General features: G+C 67.1%; 12 protein-coding genes. 2 read left to right on the top strand and 10 right to left on the bottom strand.

Annotated elements, in window-relative coordinates:
• Positions 1-478: 478 nt before the first annotated feature.
• Positions 479-940, top strand: a complete 462-nt coding sequence (locus AC4LGL_RS12915) for a hypothetical protein (protein WP_491839031.1) — start codon at positions 479-481, stop codon at positions 938-940.
• A gap of 179 nt (positions 941-1119) precedes the next feature.
• A complete protein-coding gene (locus AC4LGL_RS12910) occupies positions 1120-2181 on the top strand; it encodes a DUF2330 domain-containing protein (protein ID WP_491839030.1) in 1062 nt (353 codons plus the stop codon).
• Here AC4LGL_RS12910 and pyrF read toward each other — a convergent pair.
• The 10 genes from pyrF to AC4LGL_RS12860 form a co-directional block, all read right to left on the bottom strand.
• Positions 2169-2981 carry an orotidine-5'-phosphate decarboxylase gene (gene pyrF / locus AC4LGL_RS12905; RefSeq protein ID WP_491839029.1) on the bottom strand — a complete coding sequence of 271 codons (813 nt, stop codon included), beginning with the start codon at positions 2979-2981 and terminating at the stop codon, positions 2169-2171. The two genes, AC4LGL_RS12910 and pyrF, sit on opposite strands and share 13 nt — an antisense overlap.
• A gap of 2 nt (positions 2982-2983) precedes the next feature.
• On the bottom strand, positions 2984-6337 hold the full coding sequence (gene carB, locus AC4LGL_RS12900) for a carbamoyl-phosphate synthase large subunit (RefSeq protein ID WP_491839028.1): 3354 nt from the start codon (positions 6335-6337) through the stop codon (positions 2984-2986).
• Positions 6338-7495 (bottom strand): glutamine-hydrolyzing carbamoyl-phosphate synthase small subunit, encoded by a 1158-nt coding sequence (gene carA / locus AC4LGL_RS12895; RefSeq protein WP_448446616.1) that lies wholly within the window; start codon positions 7493-7495, stop codon positions 6338-6340.
• A complete protein-coding gene (locus AC4LGL_RS12890; RefSeq protein WP_448446613.1) occupies positions 7492-7992 on the bottom strand; it encodes a PH-like domain-containing protein in 501 nt (166 codons plus the stop codon). Before AC4LGL_RS12890 ends, carA begins: the two co-directional genes overlap by 4 nt.
• On the bottom strand, positions 7989-9287 hold the full coding sequence (locus tag AC4LGL_RS12885; RefSeq protein WP_491839027.1) for a dihydroorotase: 1299 nt from the start codon (positions 9285-9287) through the stop codon (positions 7989-7991). Before AC4LGL_RS12885 ends, AC4LGL_RS12890 begins: the two co-directional genes overlap by 4 nt.
• A complete protein-coding gene (locus tag AC4LGL_RS12880; protein WP_491839026.1) occupies positions 9284-10237 on the bottom strand; it encodes an aspartate carbamoyltransferase catalytic subunit in 954 nt (317 codons plus the stop codon). The genes AC4LGL_RS12885 and AC4LGL_RS12880 overlap by 4 nt, the downstream gene beginning before the upstream one ends.
• Positions 10234-10791 (bottom strand): bifunctional pyr operon transcriptional regulator/uracil phosphoribosyltransferase PyrR, encoded by a 558-nt coding sequence (gene pyrR / locus AC4LGL_RS12875; RefSeq protein ID WP_491839025.1) that lies wholly within the window; start codon positions 10789-10791, stop codon positions 10234-10236. The genes AC4LGL_RS12880 and pyrR overlap by 4 nt, the downstream gene beginning before the upstream one ends.
• Positions 10792-10892: 101 nt before the next feature.
• Positions 10893-12239 carry an MFS transporter gene (locus AC4LGL_RS12870; protein ID WP_491839024.1) on the bottom strand — a complete coding sequence of 449 codons (1347 nt, stop codon included), beginning with the start codon at positions 12237-12239 and terminating at the stop codon, positions 10893-10895.
• A gap of 54 nt (positions 12240-12293) precedes the next feature.
• A complete protein-coding gene (locus AC4LGL_RS12865; protein ID WP_491839023.1) occupies positions 12294-13901 on the bottom strand; it encodes a flavin-containing monooxygenase in 1608 nt (535 codons plus the stop codon).
• Positions 13902-13904: 3 nt separating this feature from the next.
• A complete protein-coding gene (locus AC4LGL_RS12860) occupies positions 13905-14864 on the bottom strand; it encodes an alpha/beta hydrolase (protein WP_491839022.1) in 960 nt (319 codons plus the stop codon).
• Positions 14865-14867: the final 3 nt, after the last annotated feature.

The following is a 14867-nucleotide window of genomic DNA, read 5'->3' as shown; positions in this document are numbered from 1 at the left end:
TTTCTCTTCGGCCATCACTTGTTTTGTACGGCTGGAGTGCAAACCAGCCAGCGACGACGACCGTACCCACGCAGGCTGACGAACGCTAACCCCACCCCCTGGTTACGGCGCTAAAAGCCCAGCGTGTAGTGCGCTCCGCCGGCCGCCGGTTTTTCGCCGAGATCGCGGCTCAGCATCGATCGAGGCGGCCCCGGCGGCCGGATAATCCTGCAAGTCAATGGTTTTCGTGGACCCGCCAGCTAAGTCCGAAGATGCCCCGCCCCCTCGGCGGTGCCCCCAAAACCCGGGATTACCGGTGGGTAAAAAAAGTTTTCGCTGGTCACGGCGTGTCGGGCGTGTCGGAACGGGTGACGCGCACGTCAAACGACGGCGTATGGACGACGCCTAACCCCCGCCTAGTTGCCGCATAGCGATTACACAGCTTGGCTAAATAGCCTCCGATGATCGGGTATCCGACGCCCGTGAAGGGAAGCTGGACATGAACATCAAGCGTCTGACCTGCGCTTCTGCCCTGGCGGTGGTCCTCGGAACCGCCACCCTGAGCGCCGGGGCCGGGCTCGCGGCGGCCCAACCCGGGCCGCCGTGCAACTTCGGCAACTGCCAGGGCCCGGGAGGACCGGGCGGCCCGGGTGGCCCTGGTGGGCCCGGTGGGCCCGGTCATCCTGGCGGCCCGGGTGGCCCCGGTGGCCCCGATCGACCGGGCGGACCAGGCGACCACGGCGGGCCCGGCGGACCAGGCTGGCAGGGCGACCACGGCGGACCTGATGACCGCGGCGGGAACTGGGGCCCACCGCCCCCAGATCTGTCCTGGCGTGGGATGGACCAGGGCCGGTTCGACCACCAGCCGTTCAACTACAACGGCAGGTGGGTGACACCGCTGTTCAACCCGGACTTCAACGGATGGGGCTTCTGGTTCTTCGGCATCTGGATCCCGCTGTGACCCGGTGCGCCGCATCGCATCTGGCAACGCACTGACCAAACTGGTTGTATCCGAGCAATTCTCGTCGGGAGGATACGGCCGCCCAGTCGGGCAAACCGAGCAGTGCTGACGAAAAGGCGGGCCGCCACCGGGGCGGCCCGCTTTTTCCGTCTCTTCGATGCCTTGCAGCCCCATACGATATGACCGTGATCCGATCGACGAGCGCGGTACTCATCCTGCTGTTGATCGGATTGACAGCGAACGTCGCAGCCCCGGCCGGGGCATGTGGGTGCGGCGCATACATCCCCGACCGTGCGGGCGCCAGCGTCGCTGACGAGCGCGCACTCGTCGCGTGGGACGGTGTCACCGAGGACATCCTGATGTCGTTCAACGTGCGCGGCGGCTCGTCGAAGGCTGCCTGGATCATGCCGGTGCCGTCAGAGGCCGAAGTCTCGCTCGGCGAACCGGCCGTGTTCAGTGCATTGGCCGCGCTGTCGGCACCGCGTATCGAGTACCGCGACTCCTGGTGGCCATCGTTCGGTTGGTTGTCGGGAGTGTTCTCCCAGCGCGGAGACGGCCTTGTCGGCGCCGCCGCTCCCGACGGGGTCACGGTGCGCAGCCAGCAGCGACTCGGGCCGTTCAACGTCACCCGGCTGGCCTCTGACGATCCGCACGCATTGGCCGCTTGGTTGTCGGAGAAGGGTTTTCCGCAGCCGCCGAGCCTGGCCGACGACCTCACGCCCTACATCGCCGGTGGTTGGGAGATCGTGGCCATTCAGCTGTTTCCCGATGCGGCCGGCCAGACCCTGACGGGGAATCTGCAGCCGTTGCGGTTGTCGTTCGCCTCCGACACCGTGGTCTACCCGATGCGGCTGTCCCGTGCGGCCAAACTCCCGCTGGCCGTCGACCTGTATCTGCTGGCCGACCATCGCATGAACCCGACCACGTTGCCGGTCTCCGGACGAGAGCCCGAGCTGCAGTTCGCCGGACGCATATCGAGCGGGATCCGCGAGCTCGATACGTACCTCGAAGCGGGCGACTACCTGACCCGGTGGACCGACACGATCGACTCCCCCTCCTCGATCGAGGGCGATTACGGCTTCGCCCCTGCCACCACGGATACCGACTACCAGGCGGTGATCTACCGCGAACGCGACCGCGGCGACTTCACCGGCCTGGCCCTGTTGGCGGCGGCCGCCATCGGTGCCGTGTTCGTCATCGTTCGGACGGTGAGGGTCCGCGGCCGCCGTCAGGCGAGATAGGCGACCGCATCACGCAGGTGCTCGGCGGCCGCGCGCACATCGGCCACCACGGGACCGGCCCGGAGCACCTCGCGGGACACCGCGGGCAGGACCAGTCGGGCCCCGCCGAGCCCACCCAGCGCGTCGGCACGCCCGCCCTGGGCGCCCACACCGGGCGCCAACACCGGCCCGCCCAGAGCACTCAGATCGGGCAGGTCCGTCACGGTCGCCCCGACCACCACACCGACCGATCCGGTGGATTCAGCGGCGATCCGATTCACCTCGGCGACGGAATCGACGATGGACTGGGCCACGGTGCGCGACCCGGCCATCGCGCGCTGCACACTCGCCCCCTCCGGGTTGGAGGTGGCGGCCAGCACGAACACCCCACGACCATTGGCCGCGGCCGTGTCCAGCAGCGGCTGCAACGAACCGAACCCCAGATACGGCGACGCGGTCACCGCGTCGGCCGCCAGCGGCGAATCGCCGGCCCAGGCCGCCGCATAGGCGGCCATGGTCGAGCCGATGTCCCCGCGCTTCGCATCGGCCAGCACCAGCACCCCGGACTCGCGCAGCGCACCCATGGTGCGTTCGAGCACCGCGAACCCCGCTGAGCCGTAGGCCTCGAAGAACGCCACCTGCGGCTTGACCATCGCGAAGCCGGCGAACGCCGTCACGCAGATGTCGCTGAACGCAGCCAGACCGTCGGCGTCGGTGGACAGGCCCCACGCCCGCAGCAGTTCGGGATGAGGGTCGATGCCGGGGCACAGCGGCCCCCGCTCCGACACCGCGGCGGCCAGCCGTTGCCCGAATGCGTCCATGGTCAGTGCGATTCCAGCTCGCTGTGCAGTTCCTGCAGTGACATCACGCCGATGTCGCCACGGATGGCCGCCTCGATGCCCTGCACCGCGGCGGAGGCACCCTGCACCGTCGTCACGCACGGGATGTTCATCGACACTGCGGCCGAGCGGATCTCGTAACCGTCGACGCGCGGCCCGGAATTTCCGTACGGCGTGTTGATCACCATGTCGACCTCACCGGCCTTGATGGCGTCGACCGAGGAGGGAAGATCGCGGGCTCCACTGGGCTGTTCCGAGTGCTTACGCACCTCATCACACGGAATACCGTTGCGGCGCAGCATCTCTGCGGTGCCCTCGGTGGCCAGTACCCGGAATCCGAGATCAGCCAGTCGCTTGACCGGGAACACCAGTGAACGCTTGTCGCGGTTGGCCACCGATACGAAGACGGTGCCCGAGGTCGGCAACGACCCGTAGGCCGCGGTCTGGCTCTTGGCGAAGGCCGTGCCGAAGTCGTGGTCGATGCCCATCACCTCGCCCGTCGACTTCATCTCCGGTCCCAGCAGCGAGTCGACCTGGGCACCGTCGGCCCGGCGGAACCGGTGGAACGGCAGCACGGCTTCCTTGACCGCCACCGGCGCGTTGCGGGCAATGGCGGCCCCGTCTCCGGTCTTGTTCAGCAGACCCTCCGCGCGCAACTCGGCGATGGTGGCACCCAGCATCACCCGGGCACAGGCCTTCGCCAGCGGCACCGCGGTGGCCTTGGAAACGAACGGCACGGTACGGCTGGCGCGGGGGTTGGCCTCAAGGACATAGAGCACGTCGTCCTTGAGCGCGTACTGCACGTTGAGCAGTCCCACCACGCCGATGCCGTGGGCGATGGCCTCCGTCGCGCGGCGCACCGCTTCGATGTCACTGCGGCCCAAGGTCACCGGGGGCAGCGCGCACGCCGAGTCGCCGGAGTGGATACCGGCCTCCTCGATGTGCTCCATGATGCCGCCGATGTATACCTCGTTGCCGTCGCACAGCGCGTCGACGTCGATCTCGATCGCGTCTTCGAGGAACCGGTCGACCAGCACCGGGTGTTCCGGGGACAGCTGGGTGGCGCGGGCGATGTAGCCCTCCAGGGTCGCCTCGTCGTAGACGATCTCCATCCCACGCCCGCCCAGCACGTAGGAGGGACGCACCAGCACCGGGTAGCCGATGTCGGAGGCGATCCGCCGGGCCTGCTCGAAGCTGGTGGCGGTGCCGAACTTCGGGGCCGGCAGACCGGCGTTGACCAGAACTTCGCCGAAAAGCCCACGGTCCTCGGCCAAGTCGATGGCGTCGGGCCCGGTACCCACGATGGGGACCCCGGCCGCCTCGAGGCGCTTGGCCAGACCGAGCGGCGTCTGGCCGCCGAGCTGCACGATGACGCCAACGACGCCGGGGCCGGTCCCGTCCTCGCCCTTGCCCGAGGCGTCCTCGGCGTAATAGACCTCCAGCACGTCCTCGAAGGTGAGCGGCTCGAAATACAACCGGTCGGCGGTGTCGTAGTCGGTGGACACCGTCTCGGGGTTGCAGTTGACCATCACGGTTTCGAAGCCGACCGCACTCAGCGTGGTCGCGGCATGCACACAGCTGTAGTCGAACTCGATGCCCTGGCCGATGCGGTTCGGGCCGGAACCCAGGATCAGCACCTTGGGCTTCTCGGTCTGCGGAGCCACCTCGGTCTCGGCCGCGGGGTCGAGCTCGTAGCTGCTGTAGTGGTACGGCGTCTTGGCGTCGAATTCGGCCGCGCAGGTGTCGACAGTCTTGTACACCGGATGGATGCCGAGCCTGCGGCGCAGCGCGCGCACCCCGGACTCGCCGGCCAGTTCCGGCCGCAGAGCGGCGATCTGGCGGTCCGACAGCCCGCTGTGCTTGGCCCGCCGCAGTAGTTCGGCGTCGAGCACCGGCGCTTCGAGCAGTTCGACGCGCAGCGCGACCAGTCCGGCGATCTGCTCGATGAACCAGGGGTCGACGCCGGAGGCCTCAGCCACCTGCTCGACGCTGGCGCCCAGGCGCAGTGCGTGCTCGATGTCGTAGAGCCTGCCGTCCACGGCGGTGCGCAGGCCGGTCAGCAGCTGCTCGACCGTCAGGTCGGGGTCCGGCCCGGTCCAGAACCCGGCCCGGCTGGTCTCCAGCGACCGCATCACCTTGCCGAGGGCCTCGATGAAATTGCGGCCCAACGACATTGCCTCGCCGACCGACTTCATCGTGGTGGTCAACGTGGCGTCGGCGCCGGGGAACTTCTCGAACGCGAACCGCGGGGCCTTGACGACGACGTAGTCCAGGGTCGGCTCGAAGCAGGCCGGCGTCTCTTTGGTGATGTCGTTGACGATCTCGTCGAGCGTGTAGCCGATGGCCAGTTTGGCCGCGATCTTGGCGATCGGGAACCCGGTGGCCTTCGAGGCCAGCGCCGAGGACCGCGAGACGCGCGGGTTCATCTCGATGACGATGAGCCGTCCGTCTGTCGGGTTGATCGCGAACTGGATGTTGCAGCCACCGGTGTCGACACCGACCTCGCGCAGGATGTCGATGCCCACGTCGCGCATCTTCTGGTACTCGCGGTCGGTCAGCGTCATCGCCGGGGCGACGGTCACCGAGTCCCCGGTGTGCACGCCCATCGGATCGAAGTTCTCGATCGAGCACACCACCACGACGTTGTCGCGGTGGTCACGCATCAGCTCGAGCTCGAATTCCTTCCAGCCGTAGATGGATTCCTCGATCAGCACGTTCGCCGTCGGTGAGGCGGACAACCCGTCACCGGCCATCCGCTCGACGTCCTCGGCCGAGTACGCCATGCCGGATCCGAGGCCGCCCATGGTGAAGCTGGGCCGGACCACGACGGGCAGCCCCAGATCGGCGACGGTCTCGCGGACCTCGTCCATCGTGAAACAGACACGGCTGCGCGCGGACTCACCGCCCACCTTGGCGACGATGTCCTTGAACTTCTGCCGGTCCTCACCGCGCTGGATGGCCTCGAAATCGGCGCCGATCATCTCGACGCCGTACTTTTCGAGGACGCCGTTGTCGTGCAGGGCCACCGCGGTGTTCAGCGCGGTCTGCCCGCCGAGGGTGGCCAGGACGGCGTCGATCTTGTTGCCGCGCTCGGCCTGCTGGACGATGACTTTCTCGACGAACTCCCAGGTGATCGGCTCGACGTAGGTGTTGTCGGCGTACTCGGGGTCGGTCATGATCGTCGCCGGGTTCGAGTTGACCAGGCTGACCTGGATCCCCTCGGAGCGCAGCACCCGGCAGGCCTGGGTACCTGAATAGTCGAATTCACAGGCCTGGCCGATGACGATCGGGCCGGACCCGATCACCAGCACGTGGTTGAGGTCAGAGCGACGTGGCATTTACTTCTCTCCTGCCATCAGGTCTACGAACTGGTCGAACAGGTACTCGGCGTCGTGCGGGCCGGCCGCGGCCTCCGGGTGGTACTGCACCGAGAACGCCCGGCCGTTGGCCAGCCGGATGCCCTCGACCACACCGTCGTTGGCGCAGGTGTGGCTGACCTCGGCTGATCCGAAGGGGGTATCAAAAACCTCGCCCTTCTCTCCTTCTAATGCGAACCCGTGGTTCTGGGCGGTGATCGCCACCCGCCCGGTGATATGGTCGATGACCGGGATGTTGATGCCGCGGTGGCCGAACACCATCTTGTAGGTGGACCGGCCCAGGGCGCGGCCCAGGATCTGGTTGCCGAAGCAGATGCCGAACAACGGGATTCCCGCACTCAGAACCTCGCGGGTCACCGCGACGATGTGATCGGCGGTGGCCGGGTCGCCGGGCCCGTTGGACAGGAACACCCCGTCCGGCTTGAGATCGGCGATCTGATCGAAGCTCACCGATGACGGCAGCACGTGGCTGCGGATCCCGCGTCGCGCGAAGTTGCGCGGGGTGTTGGTCTTGATACCCAGGTCGACTGCCGCGACCGTAAACCGGTGGCCGCCTTCTGGTTCCACAATGTAGGAACTCTGCGTGCTGACCTGCCCCGCCAGATCCGCACCCAGCATCGAGGGCTGGTCCAGTACGCGGGCGACCAACTCGTCCAAGGACGCGTCCCCTGAGCCCGATGTCGCCGCTAACGCGGCTCCGCCGAACACCCCGGCCTTCATCGACCCGCGGGTGCGCAGGTGGCGCACAACTGCCCGGGTGTCGATCCCGGCGATGCCCACGATGCCCTGACGGACCAGCTCGTCGTCGAGGGTGCCGCTGGCGCGCCAGTTCGACGCCCGCGGCGAGGGGTCACGCACCGCGTAACCGGCCACCCAGATCTTGTCGTCGCGGCTTTCACCGTCTTCGTTGTTCCAGCCCGTGTTGCCGATCTGCGGTGCCGTGGCCACCACGATCTGACCGTGATAGCTCGGGTCGGTCAGCGTTTCCTGGTAGCCCGACATGCCGGTGGAGAACACCGCCTCACCGAGGGTCTGCCCGACCGCTCCGAATGTCGTACCCGTGAAGACGCGCCCGTCTTCGAGTACCAGGACCGCTTTTTCATTCTGCTTGTTGCTCATGCCTCTTCCTCCAGCCAGCGGTCGTACTCTGCGCGATTGTCAGCGCGGAACCCGGTATCGATCTCGGTGCCCGAGGGCAGCCTCCACCTGATGGCCAGGATTCCGTCGTAAGTCAGTGCCTTGCCTGCGATCCCACGCTCGGTTCTGATCGCGGTGACAGACTCGGCGGGAATCCAGACCGGGCCGGCCCCGCTGCGCTGCAACATGATTCCCTCGGGGTAGCGGGTCAGCACGGCCTTGGCCCGAAAGCCCAGGCTGCCGGCGGCCACCTTGTCGTTCCAGTGCGGCACCACCGTGCTGCCCACGTACATGCCCTTCATGGGCGGGATGATCGATGCGCTGACCGTGTCGGGCAGCGGCGGCAGGGTGCCGATCATTTCGGCCTGGCGCTGTGCGCGATGCAGCCAGCCACGCATCATCTGACGGATCAGGAAAGCGATCAACACGGCCAGCAGCGCGGCCAGGATCAGCGATGCGATCAGCGTGGGAGTGTTCAATGGGGACACTTCCCGTGCAGCGCAGTGATCTTGCCCCGCAACAGTGTGGCGGTCACGGTGGCGGGCAGCGTCATCGATTCGAAGGGTGTGTTGTCCGACCGGCTGGCCAGCTCGTCGCCTTCGACCGTCCAGGTCGCGTCGGGATCGATCACGGTGAGGTTGGCGGGCTCGCCCACCTCCAGCGGCCGGCCCTGATCCGGCAGGCCGACGATGGCTGCCGGCGCCTCGCTCATCACCTTGGCCACCCCGCGCCAGGTAAGCAGGCCGGGACGCACCATGGTCTCGGCCACCACCGACAGCGCGGTCTGCAGGCCGAGCATGCCCGGACGGGCGACCGAGAATTCGCAGCACTTCTCGTGCTCGGCATGCGGAGCGTGATCGGTGGCCACGCAGTCGATGACCCCGTCTGCCAACGCCTGCCGCAGCGCAACGGCGTCACTCGATTCGCGCAGCGGCGGGTTGACCCGGTTGCGCCCGTCGTAGCCGGCCAGCCTGCCGTCGTCGAGCAGCAGGTGGTGCGGCGTGACCTCGGCGGTGATCGAAATGCCTTGCGCCTTGGCCCACTTCAGCAGTTCCACAGTGCCGGCGGTGGAGGCGTGGCAGATGTGTACCCGGGCACCGGCATCGCGGGCCAGGATCGCGTCGCGGGCCACGATCGATTCCTCGGCCGAGCGCGGCCAGCCCGCCAGCCCGAGTTTGGCCGCGTTGGGTCCCTCGTGGGCGACGGCGCCGACGGTCAGCCGCGGCTCTTCGGCGTGCTGGGCGATGAGCACCCCGAGGCCGGTGGCGTATTCGAGTGCCCGCCGCATGACGAGCGGATCGTCGACGCAGAGACCGTCGTCGGAGAACATCCGTACCTGACCGACGCTGTCGGCCATCAGGCCCATCTCGGTGAGCTGCTTGCCCTTCAGGCCGACGGTGACCGCACCTACCGGGTGCACGTCGACCAGACCAACCTGCTGGCCGCGGTTCCACACGTGGTCGGTGACCACCGCGGAATCGGCGACCGGATCGGTATTGGCCATCGCGAACACCGCGGTGTAGCCACCGAGGGCCGCTGCAGCCGAACCGGTTTCGATGTCCTCGGCGTATTCGCGGCCCGGCTCGCGCAGATGGGTGTGCAGGTCGACGAAGCCCGGAAGGAGCACCTGGCCGGCGGCCTCGATCACCTCGGTGCCCTTGGGAGCTTTGAGTGCAGAACCGATCTCGGCTATCTGGCCGTCGGCGATCAGTACGTCGAGTTGGTCGCCTTCGCCGTAGAGGCGTGCCCCGCGAATGAGTACCTGCTGCGTCATACGCTGATCGCCTCCCGATCCGCGCCCACCAGCAGATGGAACAGCACCGCCATCCGCACGTGGACACCATTTGAAACCTGTTGCAGAACAGCTGATTGCGAGGAATCGGCAACCGGGAACGCGATCTCCATGCCACGCACCATCGGTCCCGGGTGCAGCACCACGGCGTTACCGGGCAGCATGGCCTGACGCTTCTCGGACAATCCGTAGCGCACCGAGTACTCACGGGCCGAAGGGAAGAACGCGCCGTTCATCCGCTCGGCCTGCACGCGCAGCATCAACACCGCGTCGGCGGCGGGCAACTCGGCATCCAGGTCGTGCGACACCGTGACCGGCCACCCGGACACCCCGACCGGCAACAGCGTCGGCGGCGAAACCAGCACCACCTCGGCGCCCAGGGTGCTCAGCAGCGACACATTCGACCGGGCCACGCGGCTGTGCAGGACGTCCCCGACGATCACCACGCGCTTGCCCTCGATAGAGCCGAGCCGTTGGCGGATGGTCAGCGCGTCGAGCAGGGCCTGGGTCGGATGCTCATGGGTTCCGTCACCGGCATTGATCACGCTGGGACCGCCGGTCTCCTCGGCCGTCCATTCGGCGAGCTGTTGTGCGGCGCCCGAGTGAGGATGGCGGATGATCAGGGCGTCGGCGCCGGCGGCACGCAAGGTCAATGCGGTATCGCGAAGCGACTCCCCCTTGGCCACCGAGGATCCCGACGAGCTGACGTTGATCACATCGGCGCTCATCCACTTACCCGCGACCTCGAACGACACCCGGGTCCGGGTGGAGTTCTCGTAGAACATGGTGATGACGGTGCGTCCGCGCAGCGTGGGCAGCTTCTTGATTTCGCGGCCCAGCAGTGCCTCGCGGAACCGGTCGGCGTCGTCGAGGATCGCCGTCGCGTCATCCCGGCTCAGATCCGCTGCCGACAGAAGATGACGTGTCGTCACTTCGAAATCACCACCCCATCACGGTCATCATCCTCGGACAGCAGCACATGGACGCTCTCGGTGCGCGAGGTCGGCACGTTCTTGCCGACGTAATCGGCGCGGACCGGCAGTTCCCGGTGACCGCGGTCGACTAGCACCGCCAGTTGCACCACCCGGGGGCGACCGATATCACGCAGGGCATCCAGCGCTGAGCGCACAGAGCGCCCGGAGTACAGCACGTCGTCGACGAGGATCACGACCGCGTCGTCGATGCCGCCGGGCGGGATCGAGGTGGCCGCCAGTGGTCGCGGCGGCTTGATGTTGAGGTCGTCGCGGTAGAGCGTGATGTCAAGCGCGCCGACGGGCAACGCCACATCGGCGAACTCGTTGATCTTGGCGGCCAACCGCCTGGCGAGGGTCACACCGCGCGTGGGGATGCCGAGGAGAACGACCCGTTCGCGTTCCGCGGGATCGTCAAGGGCGGTCTTCTCGATGATCTGATGAGCGATCCGGGAAACGGTGCGGCCGACGTCCGCCGCAGACAACAATTCCCGGTCGGTACCTGAAGAGCCCATGAGGTGACTCTGACCTCCTTCTCCGCCTCTCGGGACGGATCGTTAAAGGACGTCGAACTGCCAGGCAGCTTAGCAGGCCGCAAACCTCCGACCGGCCACGGTCACCTCGCAGTGTCACTCATCACGGCGTCCAGTTCGGTTCCCTTCGTCTCGGGCAGCAACAGGGTCGAGACGATGCTGACGACGACGAATGCCGCCATCATCGCCCCAACAGCCCAGCTACCGAGCGTGGCCACCAGAGCACCGGCGACCAACGGCGGTATCGCTCCGCCCACGATGCCGGCCAGATTGAACGACAGGCCGGCGCCGGTGTAGCGGTATCGGGTGGCGAAGATCTCAGGCAGGAAGGATCCGATCGGCCCGTAGGACAGGCCGAAGATGCAGAAGATGCCGGCGATCGCGACCGCGAAGGCCACCGGCGAACCGGAGTCGATCAGCGGCATCACCACGAACGCCCACGGCAGGGCCAGAGCGAAACCGGCGAGAATGACGCGGCGCCGGCCGTACCGGTCGCACAGCACCGCCGAGATCGCCGAGAAGGCCATCAGCGCGACACCGGCGAGCACGCCGACGCCGAGGATCAGGCTGCGCGGGTGCCCGATGCGGGTGCTGGCGTAGCTCATCAGGTAGGTGCCACCGAGGAAGCTCATGGTGAAGATGCCGACCATGCAGCCCGCGGCGAGCGCCACCTGCCGGGTCTGGGTGCGGAACAGTTCGCTCAGCGGCGCCTTGGGTACGCCTCCGGTCACCTGCTCCCGGGCGAAGACGGGCGTCTCGTCGATGCTCAGCCGCACGTACAGCGCCACGATCAGCAGCACCGCGCTGAACAGGAATGGCAACCGCCAGCCCCAGTCGAGGAAGACCGCGCTCTTCTCGCCGATGGTCAGGCTCACGATGAAGACCACGAGATTGCTCACTGCCAGGCCGGCTCCGGCGCCGAGCTGGGTGAACATCCCGTACATGCCGCGCTTCCCGACGGGCGCGTACTCGGCGCTCAGCAGCGCCGACCCGGCCCATTCCCCGCCGACGGCGAAGCCCTGCAGCAGTCGCAGGACGAGCAGGATGATCGGCGCCGCGATGCCGATGCTTGCCGCGCTGGGCACCAAACCCACGCATACCGTCGACAAGCCCATGATCAACAGCGTCGCGATCAGAGTCTTCTTGCGGCCCAACCGATCTCCGAAATGCCCGAACACCGCGGCGCCGATCGGCCGGGACAGGAACGCGACCGCGAACGTGCCGAGTGACGAGATGGTCGCCATCGTGGGGCCCATGTTCGGGAAGAACACGTGGGGAAAGATGAGCGCCGCGGCGGTGCCGTAGATGTAGAAGTCGTAGAACTCGATCGCCGTGCCGACGAAGCTGGCGAACGCCACCCGCTTCATGGGGTGGGCCTCCGGAGTCGCGACGGAGCTCGGTTCGCCGTCGATCTGGTCCTGCTGGGTCATCTGCCTCTTCTCACGCCACGGACTTCGCCCGAGAAGTATCACCCAGCAGTTGGGTCAGACCATCTCGAATCCGTGATAACCCGCCACGGCCACGCCGTCACCGATCTGCTTGTAGACGCCGACACCGGCGACGAACGGCAGGAACACTTGTCGCTTACCGGGCACATTGGCGCCCATGTACCAGGACGCGGCTTGCGGCAGCAGCGTGAGGTCGGCGGTGTCGTTGGTGATGTTCACCCAGTTGTCCTCGGCCTCGAGGTCGGCTTCCATCCGGTTCAGCCCGTGCTCGCGCAGGTGCACCAGGGCCGCACTGATCCACTCGACGTGGTACTCGATCGAGGTGAGCATGTTGGACAGCACCGAGGGACTCTGCGGACCGGTGACGGTGAACAGGTTCGGGAATCCCGCCGACATCAACCCGAGATAGGTCCGCGGGCCCGCGGCCCATTTCTCCCGCAGCGTGCGGCTGGCGCCGGTCTCGTCGACGGCCCGGATGTCGATGGCGTTCAACGCGCCGGTCATGGCATCGAATCCCGTGGCCAGCACGATCACGTCGAACTCGTGCTCGGTGTCACCGGCGAGGATGCCGCGTGCCGTGATCCGGCGCAGCGGCTCCTCGTTGAGGTCGACGAGCTCCACGTTGTCCTGGTTGTAGACCTCGTAGTAGCCGGTGTCGACGCACATCCGCTTGGCCGCGATCGGATAGCTTCGCGGCGTCAGCTTCTCGGCGAGCCGAGGGTTGGTGACCTTCTGACGAATTCGCTCGCGCACGTATTCGGCGGCCGTCTCGTTGGCTGCCGGATCCAACAGCAGGTCGTAGAACGACTGCTGGAAACACAGACCGCCGTCGGCCCAGCGCCGGTCGAGCTCGGCACGGGTGGTGGCCCTGTCGAGGTCGCCGAAGAACGGGGGCAGCGCCGCACCGTCGCCGCATTGCGCGCCGCCCTGCGTCAAGCGACTGACGTCGCGAAACTGCGGGTACCGCGGCTTGACGTCGGCGAGCTCGTCGGCGATCAGGCGATTCTGCGCCGGGACCGCATACGGGGGCGTGCGCTGAAACACGGTCAGCGCGCCCACCACCGGTGCGATCGCGGTGATCGTCTGCACGCCAGAGGAACCGGTGCCGACGACGGCGACCCGCTTGCCTTCCAGGTCTGCCCCTTCGGCAGGCCAGTCCCAGGTCCACAGGACCTCACCGGCGAAATCGTCCAGCCCGTCGAACGACGGCACCAACGGTTTGGAGAGGCATCCGGTCGCCGCGATCACGAAGTTCGCAGAGGCGCTGGGACCCGCTTCGGTCGTGACGGTCCATTCGTTTCTGGTGTCGTCGAAATCCATTGCGACAACCCTGGTATCGAAGGTGATGTCGCGGCGGAGGTCGAAGCGGTCGGCGACATGCTTGGCGTAGGCGAGCAGTTCCGGCTGAGCGGCGTAACGCTCGGTCCAATTCCACGACTGCTGCAACTGCGAGTCGAACGAGTATGAGTATTCGATCGATTCGATGTCGCAACGGGCCCCCGGGTACCGGTTCCAGTACCAGGTGCCACCCACCTCCGGCCCGGCCTCAAGGACGCGTGCGTCGAATCCGAGCTCACGTAACTTGTAGAGCTGGTAAAGCCCGGCGAATCCGGCACCGATGATGATCACGTCGTGATCGGCCACCACTCACACCGCCTTTCGGTCGGACCGGTACGCGTCGAGGAACGACCCGATGCTTTTGGCGACCAACGACATTCCGGTCTGATAACCGGGCAGGATGTTCGCCATCTGGAAATACCCGTGCATTTCGCCGGCCGCCTCCTCCAACGTCACACGCACTCCGGCGTCGGCCAGCGCGGCCGCGTAGGCGACACCCTCGTCGTGCAGCGGGTCGTACTCGGCGACATAGACGAGAGCGGGCGGGAGACCGGCGAGGCTGGGCGCCCGCAACGGCGACGCATCCGGGTTGGTGCGCCGGGCCTGGTCTGGAAGGTAGTGCTCCCAGAACCAGATCATGGTGTCCCGGCCGAGCATCAGCTGATTTTCGGGCGCGACGTACGAGGGCCGGTCGAAGTCGCAGTCGGTAACCGGGTAGACCAATGCCTGGTAGTCGATCCTGGGCCCGTGCCGGTCGCGGGCCCACCGCGTCATCACCGCGGCGATGTTGCCTCCGGCGCTGTCGCCGGCCACGATCAACGGCGCACCGACGGGTGCGTACTCCGCTGCATGCGCTGCGGCCCAGCACAATCCGATCCAACTGTCTTCCAGCGCGGCGGGGAACGGATGCTCGGGCGCCTTGCGGTAGTTCACCAGGATCACGGTGGAGTTGGTCAGGTTCGCCAGGTGCCGGCCGACGTGGTCGTACTGCAGGTCGATATCGCCGATCACCCATCCACCGCCGTGGAAATACACGATGACCGAACGGGATTCGCCCTCGGGAACGAGAACACGGACCCGGAATTTCCCGCCGTCCTCACCCTCGAGCTTCAGGTTGTGCACCGCGGCCACGTCGGGACCGCGTCCGCTCATGCCGGCGAAGATCGGCCCGGCCATCCGCGCGATCGCCGGCGTGCCCTCGTGCATCGGTGGGTCGCGGGTCTCCGCAAGTTGCGCCAGCAGTGCCTGGGTCACGGGTTCCAGCGGCATCAG

The organism is Mycolicibacterium arcueilense, assembly GCF_058536225.1.
This window is presented reverse-complemented; position numbering and strand designations above follow the sequence as displayed.